This is a genomic window from Streptomyces sp. NPDC046939, from assembly GCF_040644575.1.
Taxonomy (GTDB): Bacteria; Actinomycetota; Actinomycetes; order Streptomycetales; family Streptomycetaceae; genus Streptomyces.
Genome location: NZ_JBEYWV010000014.1, coordinates 154,573 through 172,540, shown reverse-complemented (window position 1 = coordinate 172,540; position 17,968 = coordinate 154,573). Strand labels below are relative to the sequence as shown.

General features: G+C 72.3%; 15 protein-coding genes. 8 read left to right on the top strand and 7 right to left on the bottom strand.

Annotated elements, in window-relative coordinates:
* The first annotated feature begins 41 nt into the window (after window positions 1-41).
* Window positions 42-875: a LuxR C-terminal-related transcriptional regulator gene (locus ABZ877_RS17780; protein WP_361071491.1), complete on the top strand. Its 834-nt coding sequence runs from the start codon at window positions 42-44 to the stop codon at window positions 873-875.
* 95 nt (window positions 876-970) lie between these two features.
* Entirely contained in the window at window positions 971-1,615 is a 645-nt protein-coding gene (locus tag ABZ877_RS17775; RefSeq protein ID WP_361071488.1) for a LysE family translocator, read from the top strand.
* Window positions 1,616-1,637: 22 nt separating this feature from the next.
* Here the strand turns inward: ABZ877_RS17775 and ABZ877_RS17770 are convergent, their stop codons facing one another.
* Window positions 1,638-2,762: a winged helix DNA-binding domain-containing protein gene (locus ABZ877_RS17770; RefSeq protein ID WP_361071485.1), complete on the bottom strand. Its 1,125-nt coding sequence runs from the start codon at window positions 2,760-2,762 to the stop codon at window positions 1,638-1,640.
* Window positions 2,763-2,867: 105 nt separating this feature from the next.
* On the opposite strand from ABZ877_RS17770, the gene ABZ877_RS17765 reads away from it, so the two are divergent.
* Entirely contained in the window at window positions 2,868-3,389 is a 522-nt protein-coding gene (locus ABZ877_RS17765) for an SMI1/KNR4 family protein (RefSeq protein ID WP_361071482.1), read from the top strand.
* On the opposite strand, the gene ABZ877_RS17760 is transcribed toward ABZ877_RS17765, so the two are convergent.
* Window positions 3,373-4,506: a spore photoproduct lyase family protein gene (locus ABZ877_RS17760; RefSeq protein ID WP_361071601.1), complete on the bottom strand. Its 1,134-nt coding sequence runs from the start codon at window positions 4,504-4,506 to the stop codon at window positions 3,373-3,375. The two genes, ABZ877_RS17765 and ABZ877_RS17760, sit on opposite strands and share 17 nt — an antisense overlap.
* 295 nt (window positions 4,507-4,801) lie before the next feature.
* On the opposite strand from ABZ877_RS17760, the gene ABZ877_RS17755 reads away from it, so the two are divergent.
* Window positions 4,802-5,878, top strand: a complete 1,077-nt coding sequence (locus tag ABZ877_RS17755; protein ID WP_361071598.1) for a hypothetical protein — start codon at window positions 4,802-4,804, stop codon at window positions 5,876-5,878.
* Between the two features lie 21 nt (window positions 5,879-5,899).
* On the opposite strand, the gene crcB (ABZ877_RS17750) is transcribed toward ABZ877_RS17755, so the two are convergent.
* On the bottom strand, window positions 5,900-6,274 hold the full coding sequence (gene crcB, locus ABZ877_RS17750) for a fluoride efflux transporter CrcB (protein ID WP_361071480.1): 375 nt from the start codon (window positions 6,272-6,274) through the stop codon (window positions 5,900-5,902).
* Window positions 6,271-6,774, bottom strand: a complete 504-nt coding sequence (gene crcB / locus ABZ877_RS17745; protein ID WP_361071477.1) for a fluoride efflux transporter CrcB — start codon at window positions 6,772-6,774, stop codon at window positions 6,271-6,273. The genes crcB (ABZ877_RS17750) and crcB (ABZ877_RS17745) overlap by 4 nt, the downstream gene beginning before the upstream one ends.
* A 740-nt stretch (window positions 6,775-7,514) precedes the next feature.
* Here crcB (ABZ877_RS17745) and ABZ877_RS17740 point away from each other — a divergent pair.
* The 4 genes from ABZ877_RS17740 (at window position 7,515) to ABZ877_RS17725 (ending at window position 13,093) form a co-directional block, all read left to right on the top strand.
* A complete protein-coding gene (locus tag ABZ877_RS17740) occupies window positions 7,515-10,601 on the top strand; it encodes a glycoside hydrolase family 3 N-terminal domain-containing protein (protein ID WP_361071474.1) in 3,087 nt (1,028 codons plus the stop codon).
* Between the two features lie 80 nt (window positions 10,602-10,681).
* A complete protein-coding gene (locus tag ABZ877_RS17735; protein ID WP_361071595.1) occupies window positions 10,682-11,455 on the top strand; it encodes a polysaccharide deacetylase family protein in 774 nt (257 codons plus the stop codon).
* A 71-nt stretch (window positions 11,456-11,526) separates the two neighbouring features.
* Entirely contained in the window at window positions 11,527-11,955 is a 429-nt protein-coding gene (locus ABZ877_RS17730) for an SRPBCC family protein (RefSeq protein WP_361071472.1), read from the top strand.
* 88 nt (window positions 11,956-12,043) lie between these two features.
* The gene (locus tag ABZ877_RS17725; protein WP_361071469.1) at window positions 12,044-13,093 is read left to right on the top strand and encodes a saccharopine dehydrogenase NADP-binding domain-containing protein; all 1,050 of its coding nucleotides are present in this window, start codon (window positions 12,044-12,046) and stop codon (window positions 13,091-13,093) included.
* A gap of 6 nt (window positions 13,094-13,099) precedes the next feature.
* Here the strand turns inward: ABZ877_RS17725 and ABZ877_RS17720 are convergent, their stop codons facing one another.
* From ABZ877_RS17720 to ABZ877_RS17710, 3 genes are all read right to left on the bottom strand, one after another.
* Window positions 13,100-14,287: a glycoside hydrolase family 6 protein gene (locus ABZ877_RS17720; RefSeq protein WP_361071466.1), complete on the bottom strand. Its 1,188-nt coding sequence runs from the start codon at window positions 14,285-14,287 to the stop codon at window positions 13,100-13,102.
* Between the two features lie 962 nt (window positions 14,288-15,249).
* Window positions 15,250-16,425 (bottom strand): XdhC/CoxI family protein, encoded by a 1,176-nt coding sequence (locus ABZ877_RS17715; RefSeq protein WP_361071464.1) that lies wholly within the window; start codon window positions 16,423-16,425, stop codon window positions 15,250-15,252.
* 71 nt (window positions 16,426-16,496) lie between these two features.
* Window positions 16,497-17,954: an NCS2 family permease gene (locus ABZ877_RS17710; protein WP_361071461.1), complete on the bottom strand. Its 1,458-nt coding sequence runs from the start codon at window positions 17,952-17,954 to the stop codon at window positions 16,497-16,499.
* Window positions 17,955-17,968: the final 14 nt, after the last annotated feature.

Below are 17,968 nucleotides of genomic sequence, written 5' to 3'. Positions count from 1 at the left end.
CCCCGAACGGGGGTGTCCGGTCCACGGCGAGGAGAGCGAAGGTGACGGCGGAAGCCGCGGAGGCGGTCGAGATGCGCGCGGCGCTGGTCCGGCTGCGCCGGGCCACGGGCCTGCCCGTGGCGTTCGGCGGGCTCACGCCGAGCGCGGGTCAGGTCCGGATCGCGGAGCTGAGCGGCGCGGCGACGAACGCGCTGCGCGGCCTCGCCGTCTCGGCGGGCAACGGCCTGGGCGGCAAGGCGCTCTACCTCGCCAGGGCGTGCGCGGTCACCGACTACCACGGCTCGCGCCACATCAGCCACGAGTATGACGCCGCCGTCGGCGCGGAGGGCCTGCGCTCGGTCCTCGCCGTCCCCGTCGTCGTACGACGCCGGGTGCGCGGCGTGCTCTACGGGGCCCTGCGCTCGGCCCAGCCGCTGGGCGACCGGGTGCTGAACGCGGCCGTGGCGGCGGCCCGTGACGTGGAGCAGGCGCTCGTCGTACGGGACGAGGCACAGGCGCTGCTGGAGGCGGCGAGCACACCGTCGGGCGCGGGCGCCGGGGCATGGGAGGAGGTCCGCGAGGCGCACGGGGCGCTGCGCGCGCTCGCCCCGAAGATCGTCGACCCGGCGCTGCGGGCCGAACTCCTCGCGGTCTGCGGGAAGCTCGCCTCCGCCTCGGCCCCGCGGGCACGGGAGACGGCGCCGGTGCTCGCGCCGCGCGAGGTGGACGTCCTGGTGTGCGTGGCGGCGGGCGCGACGAACGCGGCGGCGGCCGAACGGCTCGGGCTGCGCCCCGAGACCGTCAAGGGCTACCTCCGCGCCGCCATGCGGAAGCTGGGGGCGCACACGCGGGGCGAGGCGGTGGTGGCGGCGCGGCGGGCGGGGCTGCTGCCGTAGGGCTCGGGCCGTGGCGGGCCCGTTGTCAGTGGCGGGCTGTTGAATGGTCGGCGTCGGTCTTCTTGGGCTTCTTGGGTTTCTTGGGGGGTGGGCGGATGGTGTCGACGGACCGGTTCCTGGCGTTCGCGGCGGTGTCGTTGCTGGTGATCGTGGTCCCGGGGCCGAGCGTGCTGTTCGTGATCGGGCGGGCGCTCGCGCACGGCCGGCGGACGGCGGTGGCGACGGCGCTCGGCAATGTGGTGGGCTCGTACCTGCTGGTGGTGGCGGTGGCGCTCGGGATCGGCGCCCTCGTGGAGCGTTCGGCGGCGCTGTTCGTCGCGGTGAAGCTGGCGGGCGCGGCGTATCTCGTCTGGCTGGGCGTGCAGGCGTTCCGGCACCGGCACGCCATGAAGGCGGCGGACATCAGCGCTCCGGCCGGTCCGGCCCGCGGTGACCTGCGCACGGTCCTGGACGGGGTCCTGGTGGGCGTCACCAACCCGAAGGGCATCGTCTTCTTCGCGGCGGTCCTGCCGCAGTTCGTGAACCACGAGGCGGGCCGGCTGCCCGCGCAGATGCTGCTCCTCGGGCTCGTCCCCATCTCCATAGGACTGGTCACGGACACGCTGTGGGGCCTGACGGCATCGGCGGCGCGCACCTGGTTCGCACGCTCGGACCGGCGCCTGTCGCTGATCGGCGGGACGGGGGGCTTCGCGCTGATAGGTCTGGGGGTGACGGTGGCGGCGACGGGCCGCGCGGACTGAAGCGGACGTCTTCTGTAGGCCGCTACCGCCGTACTGTCCCGAAGTCGACGGTGACGGCACCGGGCGCCTCCAGGACGGCGGCCATGTGCTCCGCTTCGGCGACGAGCGCGTCGCGCTGAGCGGGGACGAGGTCACGGAAGGGTTCGAGGACGAGGCGGCTGCCCTGCGCCGCGTCCCCCTCCTTCAGCGCCCCCTCCTTCAGCGCCCACAGCCCGGCGACCATGCCGTCGACCAGGAAGGTCGCGTGGGCGATGTTGCCCTGCCAGGTGCGGCCCCGGTCGGCCTCGCGGACCACGCGCGTGCGGTCGGCGTGCGACAGCAGCAGGTTGTCGAACTCGGCGAGGAGGCGGGGCGGCGCCGGTACGTCCTCGTCCGGCCGGGGCGCGTCGGGCAGGTCGAACAGCTCGACGCCGTGCTCGTCGCGGAACGTCGTCAACTGGGGCCGCAGCCGCTCGAACACCTCCTTGGTGCGGGTCAGCCCGGCCCACTGCTGGAAGTCGCGTACGGAGGCGGGCCCGAAGGCGCGGAGGTAGCGCAGGACGGTGGCGTCCGGGGCCGGGGCGGCGTCGGGCGCGGGCCGGCCCAGCCAGTGCCCGGCGGTGGTCAGCCGCACGGCGCCGCTGCGCCGCCACAGGCCGCGCGGGGTGACCTGGACGAGCGGCAGCAGACAGCGGGCGGCGGTCGACAGGGACTGCGGATCGGCGTCGGGCCACTCCTTGAGGAGCAGTGCGCGCAGTTCCTTCGGGGTGCGGGGCTCCGCCTCTACGTACTCCCGGGCGAGGGCGGCGAGGCGCGCGAGGTCCACACCGACGAGGCCGTTGCGGAAGGTGCGCAGTTCGCGTTCGCGCGCGGGCTGCACGAGGGGCCGCAGGGTCATGCAGTCGTCGGCGGTGTGCAGATGGATCGTGGACCGCATGGTGACGAGCCGGGCCACGCGCCGCTCCTCCAGGGCGGTCGACAGCGCGCCGGGCGTGAACCCGGAGAGCCGCGCGGCGAGCGTGACGTACGGCGGCCGGACCTCCTGCGCCTGCAACCCGACGAGGTGCGCGACGGCGTCCTCCACGCCCATCGGGGCGCGCGCGAGCAGCAGTTGCCGCTCCAGGGTGGCCCGGCCGAGGGCGCGGGGGGTCATCGGCTTGGTCGTCATGGGGGGGACGGTAGCGGTGTTCGAGGACCGGAGGTGACGTGGATGCGCACGGCCTGCCACGATGCACGGACCGCATACGGCTCGTCCTGCCGGGAGGGATCCGACTTGTCCACGCTCGCGGAGATAGCGGCTTTGTTGGGGGAGCCCCGGTTCAACTGGTCGGATCCCGCTCCGTGGGACGCGCTCGAGCAGGAACTCGGCATGGTGTTCCCGGAAGACTTCCGGACCGTCGTGGACGCCTACGGCTCGGTCACGATCAACGGGCAGCTGTATGTGAGCCATCCGGCGCCCCATCTCCCGCACAACCTGGGAGACGAGATCAGGGGCGATCTCGCCCTCTGGCGCGAGGAGGACATGGCGGAGCTCCTGCCCGCGCCGGTGGGGGCGGGCCCCGGGGAGTTGATGCCGGTGGCGGCGGCCATGACGGGCGAGTCGGTGTTCCTCCGCCTTCCCGACGGGGCGTCGTCTCCCTGGCGCGTACTGGTGCAGGAGTCGGACAGTTTCTCCTGGGTGCTCCACGAGATGACCTTCGGCGAGTGGTTGCTGGCCTATCTCAGGGGCGAGGACGTGACGGTGTGCGCCCGGAACCTCGCGCCCGACGGGCCGTCGTTCAGAACGCGTACCTGATCCGCAGCCACGGCGCCCGCTCCCCGACCAGTTGCCGGAGCCGGTCGAGGGCCTGGCGTTTGACGTGCAGGGCGTAGCGGACGTTGAGGGCGTTGTTCTGGGAGCGTTTGGTCTCCTGGACGGCCGGTCGCCACAGGAGGTCCTCGGCGCGGGGGTGCCAGCCCAGGTTGACCTCGTGGAGGGGTTCGTTGTGGGTGAGCATGATGATCTCGGCCGCCGCCTGCTGCTTGACCCGGGCGGGCAGGACGTCGTCGAGGTGGGTGAGGAGGTCGGCCCAGGACTCCTCCCAGCCGGGGCGCAGGACGACGGGTGAGAGGTTGAAGTGGACCTCGTAGCCCGCGTCGAGGAAGTCGGGGGCGGCGGCGATGCGTTCGGGGACGGGGCTGGTGCGGATGTCGAGGAGGCGGGCGTCCTCCGGCGGCATGACGGAGAAGCGGATCCGGGTGCGGCCCCGCGGGTCGAGGGCGAGCAGGTCGGGGTTGACGAACTTGGTCGCGAAGGAGGCCTTCGCCGTCGGCATGGTGCGGAACGCGGCGATCAGGTCGGCGGTGTTGTCGCTGACCAGCGCGTCGACGGAGCAGTCGCCGTTCTCTCCGACGTCGTAGACCCAGGCGGCGGGGTCGCACTGGTTGGGTTCCGGCTTGGGGCCCTGGGCGCGGACGTGGCGCCGGACGTGGGCGATGATCGCCTCGATGTTGGTGAAGAGGGTGATGGGGTTGGCGAACCCTTTGCGGCGTGGGACGTAGCAGTAGGCGCAGGACATGGCGCAGCCGTTGGAGGGCCCGGGGGCGATCCAGTCGGCGGACCGGCCGTTGACGCGGGTGGTCAGCTTGTGTTTGACGCCGAGGACGAGCGTCTCGGTCTTGATGCGGACCCAGCGGTCGATGTTGCCGTCGTTGCCGTGCAGGGCGGGGATGCGCCAGTGGCTGTCCACCTCGATCACGGTCACGTCGGGGCGGAGCCGGCCCATGATCTGCTGCCCGCGCGGCGAGGCGAGGGCGGCGGGTTCGGCGTACACCTCACGCACGTCGAGCATCCGGCGCGCCCGCGGGCTGTCGCGGAACGAGCCGCGTGCGGGCGCGGGCCGCTCCGGGGCGAGGTCCTGCCAGCCGAACAGGGTCTGCTGCTCGGGCTCCTCCTGCGGCGCCGGTCCGCCGTTCGGGTCGACCTCGTCCTCGTCCACGTACTGTGCTGCCTCTCCGCGCGCCGCCGCCCCTGGGGTTTCCGCCGGGCTCCTGCACCGATCAAAGCGCACGTTCCGCCATCGCGTCGCCGGGGACACCCGGTCCCGCGCCGTCCGGGTCGCCGCATCGGATCCGCCCTCGGGAACACCTGTGCGATCATGCTGCACGGCGACCGGTCCGGGGAGGGTCCAAGGGGGATCCATGGGACATCGGCCGCCGGTCGACGTCATGCCGAGCGGCTGGGAGCGCATCGTGCGATCGGGTGGGGATCAGGACAGTCCGTCCTTGTCGGACGAGGAGTGGGAACGCTTCCTGCGGGAGTCCGAGGAGGGCGTGCCCGACGCGCCCAAGGAACCGTCGGCGCGCGCCCGCATGGTGACGCGGCGCCTCCAGGAGCAGAACCGTCCGCCGGAGGGGTGGCGGACCCACACCCCGCCGAGGCGGCGGAAGCGGCTCTGGTACGTGGTCGGGCTGCTCGCCGCGCTCGCGGCACTGGTCGTGGCGCTCGCCCCCGGCCTGGTACCGAACTGGCCCGGCGGCGACGAGGACGACGACCGGGGTGGACAGGCCGGAGCCACGACCGCTCAGCCGTTCAAGGGGTCGCCCGCCGTGCACTGGGCCGACGGGGCCGCCGGGATCGAGGTGCCCGAGGCGCGCGCCACCGGATGGATGAACAAGGCGCAGGTCGCGCAGGCGCTGGCGAGGACCAAGGAGTTCCTCGTGCGGTCGAGCCTCGACCCGGAGGTGTTGCGCGGCGCGCGCCCGGACAAGGCGATCGCCTACATCAACCCGAAGCAGCCGGAGGAGAGGAAGAAGCTGGACGCCTCCCTGTCCGCACCGAGCGAGAAGAACAACCCGCTGACCCTGTTCAGCCGGTTCGACACGTCGAAGGTGCGGCTCGTCGGGGACGTCGTGAAGGTGCGCGGCCAGCTGTTCTACGAGGAGGGGGACAAGGGCGCCCTGGAGGTGACCGCCGACGTCACGTACGTCTACCCGGTGGTGCGTGCGGGCGCCGGGAGCGACGACCGTGTCGTGCGGGCCATCGTGCGCCGCGAGAACGTCGTGAGCTGGGACGACCCGAAGAAAATCATCACCGAGGCGGGCACGTTCTCCGTCGTGAAGAACAGCCTCGACACCACCAACACCGGCTGCGAGCCCACGTACACCGGTTACTTCACGCCCGACTTCGGGCCCGGCGAGCGGACGGACGGCCCGGCGGTCGACCCCTACGACCGCAGCGTCCCGATGGAGAAGCGGATGCGCGACGCCGAGGGCCACGAGTGCGGGACCGCCACCCGGACATGACCCCGAGTGCCGCGCGGGCGGTCAGGCCCAGAGCGCCTGGGCCAGCGCCGCCCCCGTGAACGCGGCGCCGAGGCCCGCGGTGACGCTGCCGAGCACGTTGAGGGCCGCGTAGAGGCGGGCGCCGGTCTCGGCGAGGCGCAGGGTCTCGTAGGAGAAGGTGGAGTACGTGGTCAGGGCGCCGCACAGGCCCGTGCCGACCAGGAGCTGGAGCTGGGAGGAGGCGGCGCCCGCGGCGACCGCGCCGGTGATCAGGCCGAGGACGAGGGAGCCGACGACGTTGACCGTGAACGTGCCCCAGGGGAACACCGTGTCGTGCCGGGCCTGCACGGCGCGGTCGGTGGCGTAGCGCAGGGGGGCGCCGACCATCGCGCCGGCGATCACGAGGAGCCAGTTCACCGGGCGCTCCCCACGACGAGACGGCGGGTCAGACCGGCCCCCGCCCACACGGCGGCGAGCGCGACGCACACGGTCAGGGCCAGGTAGCCGAGCGCGGTGCGGGCCTCGCCGAGGTCGGTCAACTGCCGGATGTCCACCGCGTACGTGGAGAACGTGGTGAAGCCGCCGAGGACGCCCGTGCCGAAGAACGGGCGGACGAGCCGGTGCACCGACCACACTTCGCTGATCACCACCATGAAGACGCCGATGACGGCACAGCCGACGGCGTTGACCGCGAGCGTCGTCCAGGGGAACGCGCCGGTCGCCGTCGGCCAGAGCAGCGAGGCCCCGTAGCGGGCGGAGGCACCGAGAGCGCCGCCGAGCGCGACGACGGCGAGGACGGGGCCCTGGCCGCGCCATGTACTGGCTGGGCGCGGGACGGGTGGGACGTCGGGGTCGACGGGCTCGTCGCGCGGGGACGTACGTACTTCGGCCGACCGCGCCTCTTCCGACTTGCTCAACGGGGCCTCTCCCACTCGCCGGACACCCGCACCGGCAGGGCGGCGCGCGTGCACATCGTCGCAAGCAGGGACCGTCGGCGGCGTGCGTGCCGCGGTTGGGTGCGGCGGGCCCCACCGCCGCGCGTCCGGCCACCGGCCGGCGCGTTGATCAGTTTACCGGCAGGCCCGGCCCGGCACCCTCGGTGGTGTCCTCGGCGCCGCTCGCGCCGGTAGGCGGGGGCGCTGCGGGCCGCGCGCCGGGCGGTGCCGGGGCGCGGCGGCGCGGACGGGGCCGCCGGTCGGGCCGCCGCCAGCCGGTGCCGAGCCGCCGGCCGCCCGGCCCGGCCGCCCCCGGCACACCTCGCCCCACGCTTCCGCCGCCCCAGCGCCCCATGGTCGATCACGCCCGCTTCCCCGCGCCCCCGTGTGGAATCCCGGCGAATCTACGATCCAGCGCCGACCCCGGCAACGCGCGCGCTCCGATGCGGGTACCGGGCGCGCGAAAAATGGGCCTCCCGTCCCACCGGCCCGGGTCAGAGATCCGCGCCGAAGCCGCCGCATGAGCCGGGTCCGTGCCGCATGGGTGGACGCCGTCACACACGGCCCGGCCGACCGGCGCACCGCCCCCGCACGCACACCCTCAACCCCCTTTACGTCCCGAAGCCTTGACGCCCTCACCACCCCCGCTTTAACTCAACTCTTGAATTAAGGAACTCCGCGATGCACCACCACCATCCGCACCGGATCATCGGGAGGGAATCTTGCGTCACCCCGCTCGCACCACAGGCCGCGGAAGACGGATCGCGCTGCTCGGCGTCTCCGCGCTCGCCGCCGGGCTGCTACCGCTCAGCACCGCCGGACCGGCGTCGGCGGACGACCCGGCGCCCGTACAAGTGGACCGCTTCGAGGGCGAGGTCCCGTTCGCCGCGCAGCCCGCCGAGGGGATCTTCACGTGGGGCGGCGACGCCGACGACCGCCCCGCGCTCGAACTGAAGGAGCGCGCGGACGCGCCCGAGGGCGCCAAGGTACTCGAAGGGTCGTACGACATCAGCTCCTACGGCGGCTTCACCCACGACTACGCCGCCGACAAGCCCGCCCACGACTGGTCGGCGTCGAAGGGCATCCGCTTCTGGTGGTACGGCCAGAACGCCGTACCGCTGCCGCCCGGCACCGGCAAGAAGATCACCTTCGAGATCAAGGACGGCGGCGCGCACGGCGAGGCGTCCGAGCTGTGGACCACGTCGTTCACGGACGACTGGCAGGGCTGGCACCAGGTCGAACTGCCGTTCACGCAGTTCGAGTACCGCACGGACTACCAGCCGGTCGGCGGCATCGACCATGTCCTCGGCCTCGACAAGATGTGGGGGTACGCGGTCACCCTCCCGACCGGCGGGAAGGGCCGGTTCGCGCTCGACGACGTCGAGCTGTACGGCAAGGCCGATCAGTCCTTGCGCGCGCAGGTGACCACCGACGCGGGCGTCTATCCGGTCAAGGAGGGCGGCACCGCCAAGGTCAAGCTCTCCGTCACGACCACCGGCAACGTCCCGATCGAGGACGCCGTCACCGTCGCGTACGCGAGCGAGGGCGGCACCGCCGCACCCGGCAAGGACTACAAGCCGGTCAGCGGCACGGTCACCTTCCCGGCCGGTACCGCCTCCGGCGCGTCGAGGACCGTCACGGTCGCGACCACAAAGGACCGGGACAAGGCCGAGAGCGCCGAAACGATCCCGCTGAAGCTCACCGTCACCGGCGCCAAGGCGCCCGCCGAGAACCCGCAGGTCGTCATCGACGCCCACGGCCTGCCGTACCTCGACGCGAAGCTGCCCGTGAAGAAGCGCGTGGCCGATCTCGTCTCCCGGATGTCCCTGGAGGAGAAGGTCGGGCAGATGACGCAGGCGGAGCGCGCCGCGCTCAAGTCGCCGAACGACATCGCCGGGTACAACCTGGGTTCGCTGCTCTCCGGCGGCGGCTCGGTCCCGACCCCGAACACGCCCGAGGGCTGGGCGAAGATGATCGACGGCTATCAACTGCGGGCGCAGGCCACCCGGTTCCAGATCCCGCTGATCTACGGCGTGGACGCCGTGCACGGTCACAACAACGTCGTCGGCGCGACGATCATGCCGCACAACATCGGCATCGGCGCGACCCGGAACCCCGGCCTCGCCGAGAGGACCGGCGCGGTGACCGCCTCCGAGGTCCGCTCGACCGGCGTCCCGTGGGACTTCGCGCCCTGCCTGTGCGTGACCCGCGACGAACGCTGGGGCCGCTCCTACGAGTCGTTCGGCGAGGACCCGGCGCTCGTGAAGTCCATGGAGACCGTCATCCAGGGCTTCCAGGGCCGCGCGGACGGCCGTGACCTGGACCGGAACGACAAGGTGCTGGCCACTGCCAAGCACTTCGTCGGCGACGGCGGCACCGCGTACGGCTCGTCGACCACAGGCACGTACACGATCGACCAGGGCGTCACGAAGGTGACGCGGCAGGAGCTGGAGGCCGTGCACCTCGCCCCGTTCGGCGAGGCCGTGAAGCGGGGCGTCGGCTCGGTCATGCCGTCGTACTCGTCGCTCGACATCATCGGCGACGACGAGGGCCCGGTGAAGATGCACGCGAACGCCGCGATGATCAACGGCGAGCTGAAGGGGAAGCTCGGCTTCGAGGGCTTCGTCATCAGCGACTACGCGGGCATCGACCAGATCCCGGGCGACTACGCCTCCGACGTCCGTACGTCGATCAACGCGGGCCTCGACATGATCATGGTGCCGAACGCCTACGCGGACTTCGAGTCGACGCTGCTGGGTGAGGTGAAGGCCGGTCGCATCAGCCATGCGCGCGTGGACGACGCCGTGGCGCGCATCCTGACGCAGAAGTTCAAGCTGGGCCTGTTCGAGAAGCCGTACGCGGACACGTCCCGCATCAAGGACTTCGGCTCCGCCGCGCACCGCGCCGTCGCCCGGCAGACCGCCGCCGAGTCGCAGGTGCTGCTGCGGAACGCCGGGAACGTCCTGCCGCTGAAGAAGTCGCAGAAGGTGTACGTCGCCGGGTCGAACGCCGACGACCTCGGCAACCAGACCGGCGGCTGGACCATCACCTGGCAGGGCCAGTCCGGTACGCACACGGACGGCACGACCATCCTCCAGGCGATGCGCAAGGCGTCCCCGGGCGCCGCGATCGACTACTCGAAGGACGCCTCGGCGCCGACGTCCGGCTATGACGTGGGCGTGGTCGTCGTCGGCGAGACCCCGTACGCGGAGGGCGTCGGCGACGTCGGCAACGGACACGACCTGGAGCTGTCCGCCGCCGACAAGGCCGCCGTGCAGAAGGTGTGCGCCGCCATGAAGTGCGTCGTGCTCGTGGTCTCCGGCCGTCCGCAGCTCGTCGGCGACCTGCTCGGCAAGGGACCGGGCGCTGTGGACGGGCTCGTCGCGTCCTGGCTGCCGGGCACCGAGGGCGACGGCGTCGCCGACGTGCTCTACGGCAAGCGCCCCTTCACCGGACAGTTGCCGGTGACCTGGCCGAAGTCGGAGGCGCAGCTCCCGATCAACGTGGGCGACACCTCCTACGACCCGCAGTTCCCGTACGGGTACGGGCTCACGACCCTGACGAAGAAGCCGGGCGGCGGCGAGTCGGCTCTCAAGGCGCTGGCCGTCGCGGCGCGGCACGCGCGCGGGGCGGACGCCGGACGCGCGCTCGTCGACAAGGCGCGGCTGATCGTCCAGCAGCGGGCGGGCGACAAGGTCACGGCGGCGTGGGCGAAGCCGTTCGCGGAGGCGGACCATCTGTCCCTGAGCGGCGACCACGTCGGCGCGCTGGCCAAACTGCTCATCGCGTACCGGGAGGCTGGGCGGTAGAAAAACAGCAGGTCAGATAGCTATACATGCGGTGTATACTCCGCATGTATAGTGGCGGTATGCCCGCAGCACTTGTGAAGATGACGAAAACGCGACGAGGGTTCCGCGCGGTCGCCGCCCTGGCGGCCGCTGGAGCCCTCTCGCTCGGCCTGAGCGGCTGTACGAAGTTCGACACGACCAGCCCGAGCAGCGCCCGCAAGGCCGGAGCGGGCGACGCGCGGTCGGCCGGCCGGTTCGGCACCGTCGACTGCCGCAAGGTCAAGTGCGTCGCGCTCACCTTCGACGCGGGCCCCAGCGAGAACAGCCCGAGACTCCTCGACATCCTGAAGGACAAGAAGGTTCCGGCCACCTTCTTCCTCCTCGGCAAGAACCACATCGCCGCACACCCGGAGCTGGTCGAGCGCATGGCCAGGGAGGGGCACGAGCTGGCGAACCACACGTGGGACCACAAGATCCTCACGAAGATCGACGACGCGCAGGTACGCGCGGAGTTCAAGCGCGTAGACGACGCCGTGGAGAAGCTGACCGGCAAGCGCCCCACCCTGATGCGCCCGCCCCAGGGCCGCACGAACGACCACATCAGCAAGCTGGCCAAGGAGGAAGGGCTCGCCCAGGTCCTGTGGGACGTGACGACCAAGGACTACACGACCACGGACTCCGCCCTCATCCAGAAGCGCGCCGTCGAGGCGACCAAGCGCGACAGCATCATCCTGCTGCACGACATCTACAAGGGCACCGTCCCGGCCGTCCCCGGCATCATCGACACCCTCAAGCAGAAGGGCTACGTGTTCGTGACCGTGCCGCAGCTCCTCGCGCCGGGCAAGGCGGAGCCGGGCAAGATCTACCGGCCCTGAACCCGGCCTCCCGCCCCCGCCGGGCCGCGTGGCACCCCCCGGCCGGGCGCGGCGGGGCCTACGGTCGCGGCATGGCACACGTCCGCATCGTCCGAGAGACCCCGCTGCCCGCCGCCGAGGCCTGGCGGCGCCTGACCGACTGGGAACGGCACGGCGACGTCGTACCGCTCACCCGCGTCACCGTGACCACTCCCCCGCCGAACGCCGCGGGCACCCTGTTCGTGGCGCGCACCGGAACCCGGCGGATCGGCTTCGACGACCCGATGGAGGTCGTCGCCTGGCAGCCGCCGCGCCGCTGCCGCCTCGTCAAGCGCGGCCGGGTCGTCACGGGGTGGGCGGAGATCGAGGTACGGGCGCTCGGCGCCGACGCCTCGGTCGTGGAATGGCGCGAGGAGCTGCATGTGCGCGGGGTGCCCGCGCTCGCCGACCCGCTGCTCGCGGCGGCGGGCCGCCTGATGTTCGGCCGCACGGTCAACGGGCTGCTGCGCGCGGGGAGTTGACCCGGCCGGACAGCTCGTCGGCGCGCCGGATGAGTTGTATCTTGTCCCACTTGGTCGTCGCACTCCTCCGTACGGAAGTGAGCACCTCATGGCCATTGCCGTCTACGGCGCCACGGGACACACCGGACGCCTCGTCACCGCCGAACTCCTCGCCCGCGGCCAGGACGTGATCCTCGCCGGGCGCGGCGAGCCGGGCCTGCGGGCCCTCGCCGCCGAGCTCGCCACCCCCGACCGCGTCACCGTCCACGTGGCGCCCCTCGACGACACCACCGCCCTGCGCCGCCTCGCCGAACGCTCCGACGCCGTCAACCACTGCGCGGGCCCCTTCACCACGACGGGCGCGCCCGTCGCCGCCGCCGCGGCCGAGGCCGGGATCCCGTACGTCGACCACGCCATCGAGCCGCACCCCGTCAAGCACCTCTTCGACGCCTACCAGTCCACCGCCGAGCGCACCGGCGCCGTGCTGATCCCCCAGATGAGCTTCTACGGCGGGCTCGGCGACCTGCTCGCCTCGGCCGCCGCGGCGGGCCTTCCCGCCGGGGAGGGCATCGAGAAGGTCACCGTCGGCTACGCCGTCTCCGGGTGGCGGATGACGCAGGGCGCGGTGAACACGGCGAACCTCCTCATCGGGGAGATCGACCGCATCTCGTACGTGGACGGGGCGCAGCGCGTCGGACCGGTGGAGATCCGCAACTCCGTCTACCCGTTCCCGCCGCCGGTCGGGCCGCGCACGACGATCGTGCCGTTCCCGTCCGGGGAGGTCGTGACCGTGCCCCGGCACGTGCCGGCGCGGGCGGTCGAGGTGCAGCTCACCGCGTCGACGTTCGAGGAGGAGCAGATCTTCACCAGCGTCGACGCGAGCCCCGAGGAGCGGGCCCGCACCGAGTTCACGGTCGCCGTGCAGGTGGTGCGGGCCGGTGGCGGCGGGCACAACGCGCACGTCCGCGGCCGGGACATCTGGCGGGCCGGAGCGCTCGTCTCCGTGGAGGCGGTGCTCCGGCTCACCGGTGGCGAGGGGCCGCGCAAGGCCGGGGTGTACAGCCCGGCCGAGGCGTTCGAGGCGGGTCCGTTCCTGCGGTCGCTCGCGGAGCAGGAGGCGTTCGAGACGCTGAAGCTGCCGTCCCCGTCCGCGGACTGACCGGGGTTACAGAAGCGGCGGGTTGGCGTACCGGGCCAGTTCGAGGGCCTGCTGCGGGAACCACTGCCCCGCCGCCGGGTCGACCGTCCCGCGCTCCGGGTCCTGCGGGCCCTCGGTCCCGCGCAGGCACAGGCCGTCCGACTCGCCCGGCGTCTTGATCCACAGGCGGGCGTCCTGCAACGGGTCGCCGGTCCGCAGCGTCGGCCTGGCGCCCGCGCCGCGGTCCGGCGGGTTGCACCAGTCCTGGGCGTCGGTGTACTTGCCGGCGGGCGGGGTCCAGGGGCCCCGCCCGTTGCGGGAGGAGTCGGTCACGAAGTGCGTCATCCGCTCCGCGGGGACCTGGACGTGGGCGTCGAGCCAGGACTGGGTCTCGGCGCGGGGCGCGGACTGGTGCGGGCAGTCGGCGGCGTCCCCGCCCCCGTCGACGTAGGCGATGCAGGAGGAGATCAGCTTGCCGTACCAGGAATTGGCGTCGTCCGTCTGATAGTTGGAGGCGTTCGTGTAGAACCCCGAGGCGTGGTGGACGCCGCCCTTGAGGAGACGGGGGACGATGGAGCTGACGGCGTGCCAGTTCGGGTGGCCGGTGTCGAGGTAGACGCGAGTGCCGCGGAGCGGTTCGAGGGTGTCGACGGCGTAGTTCACCTCCGTGTACCGGGCGGCGGTCTTCGTCCCCTCGGCGTCGTCCTGGCCGCAGTCCGAGGGGAGCAGGGCGAGGGCGTCGGGCTCCAGGACGACGAGGGCGTCGCGCGCGCCGATGCCGCGGGCCACGGCGTCGATCCACGCCTTGTACTCGGCGGTGTTCGCGGCGCCGCCCGCGGAGTAGTTGGAGCAGTCGCGGCCGGGGATGTTGTAGAGGGCGAGTACGGGGAGGGCGTGGGCCCGGGCGGCTTTCTTGACGACGTCCCGGACCTGCGTCTCGGCCTCTTCCGGGGTCTGGCTGTCGAACCAGACGGCCTGCGGGGTCGCCACCAGGGCGGTGAGACGGGCGGCGTCCTTGTACTGGCGTGCGCCGACGAGGTCGCGGATCTGGTCGAGGGCGGCGGGGTTCGGGGGTGGGGTGTAGAGGAGGCGGGTGGTTGGGGGTGTGCCGGGTTGTTCGACTGCGGCGGTGGCGGGGTTGGCCAGGGCCATCGTGGAGAGGGTGAGTGCTGTTGCCGCGATGGCGGTGGCGGCACGTCTGAGGTGACCTCGCACGGGTTCACTCCTGGGTCGGGGACGGGGCCTGTTCCTTGCTTGGGAGCGCTCCCAAAGGAGGGTGGGGGATGGGGAGGGGGGCGTCAAGAGGGGTGCGAGGGGTGGCAGTTGCGGGTTGGGCGGTGCTTGGGGGTGCGGGGCGGGTTGTGACTGGTCGCGGGGTTACTCGTGGCTCTGGGGGGCGTGTTGCGCGGGCCGGTTTCGGGCTACGGGCGAGCGCCGTGGAGGTGGCGATCGTGGCCGAGTGCGGGCTCGTCGTGGTTGCTCGCGCAGTTCCCCGCGCCCCTGAGCGGCACATTGCGTGCGCCGGCTAAGGGGCTACAGCCGAGCGCCGTGCAGGTCTCCGTCGTGGGCACGTGCGGACTCATCGTGGGTGCCCACGCAGTTCCCCGCGCCCCTGAGCGGCCCATTGCGTGCGCCGGTTAGGGGGCTACGGCCGAGCGCCATAGAAGCGACCGTCATGGCCGAGTGCGGGACCCGTCGTGGCTGGTCGCGCAGTTCCCCGCGCCCCTGGAAGGCGCACTGCGTGCGCCATCACGGGTCGTGGCCACGCGCCGGGGTCGTCGTGGTCGGTCGCGCCGGTCCTCGTGCCCGAGGGAATTACACGCCGTGCGCCGCTTGGAACTACGGCCGAGCGCCGTAGAGGTGGCGATTGTGGCCGCGCGCGGGCTCGTCGTGGTTGCTCGCGCAGTTCCCCGCGCCCCCGGAAGGCGCACTCCGTGCGCCATCACGGTGTGTGGTCATGTCACCGGTTCGTCGTGGGTGCTCGCGCCGTTCCCCGCGCCCCCGAGAGGCGCACTTCGTGCGGCCTCTCTTCAAGGGGCGCGGGTCAACCCGCGCGCCAGACGGGGAAGGCGCGGCGGAGCCGCGTGCCTTCAGGGGCGCGGGGAACTGCGCGATCAGCCACGACGGACGGCGCAGACCGCCACACGCCGGCCAGTACAGCGGCGCGCACGGATGGGTCACGCCACCGAGTCGATCCTTCGGGCCGAGCCCGAGCCCGGCCCCGTTCCCAACGGGGCCGTCTCATGGTGGATCGGTGTATGCGCCCCCGTCAGAGACACCCCGCTTCCGCCCCTCCGGTGCGCCACGATCTCCGACGCGATGGACACCGCCACCTCCTCCGGCGTCCGCGCCCCGAGGTCGAGGCCGATCGGTGAGCGCAGACGGGTCAGTTCCAGCTCCGTCACCCCCACCTCCCGGAGGCGGGCCTCGCGGTCCAGGTGGGTGCGGCGGGAGCCCATCGCGCCGATGTACGCGACGGGGAGGCGCAGGGCCAGTCGCAGCAGCGGCACGTCGAACTTGGCGTCGTGGGTGAGGACGCAGAGCACGGTGCGCGCGTCCACCTCCGTACCGGCCAGGTACTCGTGCGGCCACTGGACCACGATCTCGTCCGCGTCGGGGAAGCGCGCCGCCGTCGCGAAGACCGGCCGCGCGTCGCACACCGTCACCCGGTAGCCGAGGAACTTCCCCATCCGGACCAGCGCCGACGCGAAGTCGATCGCCCCGAACACGATCATCCGGGGGGCCGGCACCGAGGATTCGACCAGGAGGGTGAGCGGCGCTCCGCAACGGGAGCCCCGCTCGCCGATCTCCAGCGTCGCGGTGCGGCCCGCGTCGAGGTACGCCCGCGCCTCGTCCGCCACCGTGCGGTCCAGCTCAGGGTGGGCGCCGAAGCCGCCCCGCGTCGAGCCGTCCGCCCGGACCAGCAGCGCCCGGCCCATCAGCTCCGCGGGCCCCGACACGACCCGGGCGACCGCCGCCGCCTCCCCCGCCGCGGCGGCGGCCAGCGCGGCCGCCACCACATCCCGTACGGCCGTGTCCGACGCCCGTACCGGCGTGATCAGGATGTCGATCACGCCGCCGCAGGTCAGGCCCACGGCGAAGGCGTCGTCGTCGCTGTATCCGAAGCGCTCCAAGATAGAGGTGCCGTCCTGAAGCGCCTCGCGGCACAGTTCGTACACCGCTCCTTCCACGCATCCGCCGGAGACCGATCCGATCACGGCACCCTCGCTGTCGACGGCGAGCGCGGCGCCGGGCTGCCGGGGCGCGCTGCCGCCGACGGCCACCACGGTGGCGACGGCGAAGTCGCGCCCCTGCTCGACCCACCGGTTGAGCTCTTCGGCGATGTCCAGCATGGATCGGTCTCCTTAGCGGTTGTGCGGTTGCACAGTCACATGGTCACGGGGGACGAGAGACGAGGGAGCCCTCAGTGGACGCCCATCCAGCTCTCGATGGGGTTCAGCGCGAAGTACACGAGGAAGATCACCGTCAGGCCCCACATGAAGGCCCCGATCTCCCGCGCCCTGCCCTGCGCGATCTTGATGGCGACCCAGGAGATGACTCCCGCGGCGACGCCGGTGGTGATGGTGTACGTGAAGGGCATGAGGACCACGGTCAGGAAGACCGGGATCGCGGTGGCGCGGTCGGCCCAGTCGACGTGCCGGGCGTTCATCATCATCATGGCGCCGATGACGACGAGCGCGGCGGACGCGACCTCCTGCGGCACGATCGCGGTGACGGGGGTGAAGAACAGGCAGGCGGCGAAGAAGAGGCCCGTCACGGCGGAGGCGAGGCCCGTGCGGGCGCCCTCGCCCACGCCGGTCGCCGATTCGACGAAGACGGTCTGGCCCGAGCCGCCCGCCACGCCGCCGATCGCACCGCCCGCGCCGTCGATGAACAGCGCCTTGGACAGTCCGGGCATCCGGCCCTTGTCGTCGGCCAGCTTGGCTTCCGTGCCGACGCCGATGATGGTGGCCATCGCGTCGAAGAACCCGGCGAGCACGAGCGTGAAGACGATCATGCCGACGGTCATCGCGCCGACCTCGCCCCAGCCGCCGAACTCGACGTGCCCGAAGAGCGAGAAGTCGGGGGTGGAGACCGCGCTGCCGTGGAGTTCGGGGGCGCCGTTGGCCCACTGCTTGGGGTCGATGACGTCGAGCGCGTTCAGGATCATCGCGACGACCGTGCCGGTGATGATGCCGATCAGGATCGCGCCGGGGGTGTTGCGCGCCTGGAGCATGAAGATCAGGAGGAGCGTGCCCGCGAAGAGCAGGACGGGCCAGCCGGCGAGTTCGCCCGCCGGGCCGAGCGTCAGCGGCGTCGCCTTGCCCATGTGCACGAAGCCGGACTTGTAGAGGCCGATGAGCGCGATGAACAGGCCGATGCCCATGGTGATGCCGTGCTTGAGCGCGAGCGGTATCGCGTTCATGATCATCTCGCGGAGCCCGGTGACGACGAGCAGCATGATCACGACGCCGTACATCACGCACATGCCCATGGCCTGCGGCCAGGTCATGGCCGGTGCGACCTGCGAGGAGATGACGCCGGAGACGGACAGACCGGCGGCGAGGGCGAGCGGGACCTTGCCGACGAAGCCCATCAGGAGCGTGGTGAGGGCGGCGGCGAAGGCGGTCGCGGTGATCAGGGCCTTCTGGCCGAGGGTGTCACCGGCGGCGTCCTTGCCGGACAGGATCAGGGGGTTGAGCAGGAGGATGTACGCCATGGCCATGAAGGTCGTGACGCCGCCGCGCACTTCGCGCGCGACGGTGGATCCCCGGTCGGAGATGTGGAAGTAGCGGTCGAGCCAGGACCGGCCGGCCGGCTGGCGCGAGCCCGCGCCCGCGTCGTCGGCGGTGGTCCTGGGCTCCACGGACTGCTGGGTCATGGTGCCTCGTTTCC

Bases quoted from the DNA above. Each gene is read 5' to 3' on its own strand.
- ABZ877_RS17775 (WP_361071488.1), top strand. From the start codon at position 971: ATGGTGTCGACGGACCGGTTCCTGGCGTTCGCGGCGGTGTCGTTGCTG.
- ABZ877_RS17770 (WP_361071485.1), bottom strand. From the start codon at position 2,762: ATGACGACCAAGCCGATGACCCCCCGCGCCCTCGGCCGGGCCACCCTG.
- ABZ877_RS17755 (WP_361071598.1), top strand. From the start codon at position 4,802: ATGCCGAGCGGCTGGGAGCGCATCGTGCGATCGGGTGGGGATCAGGAC.
- ABZ877_RS17735 (WP_361071595.1), top strand. From the start codon at position 10,682: ATGACGAAAACGCGACGAGGGTTCCGCGCGGTCGCCGCCCTGGCGGCC.
- ABZ877_RS17730 (WP_361071472.1), top strand. From the start codon at position 11,527: ATGGCACACGTCCGCATCGTCCGAGAGACCCCGCTGCCCGCCGCCGAG.
- ABZ877_RS17725 (WP_361071469.1), top strand. From the start codon at position 12,044: ATGGCCATTGCCGTCTACGGCGCCACGGGACACACCGGACGCCTCGTC.
- ABZ877_RS17715 (WP_361071464.1), bottom strand. From the start codon at position 16,425: ATGCTGGACATCGCCGAAGAGCTCAACCGGTGGGTCGAGCAGGGGCGC.
- ABZ877_RS17710 (WP_361071461.1), bottom strand. From the start codon at position 17,954: ATGACCCAGCAGTCCGTGGAGCCCAGGACCACCGCCGACGACGCGGGC.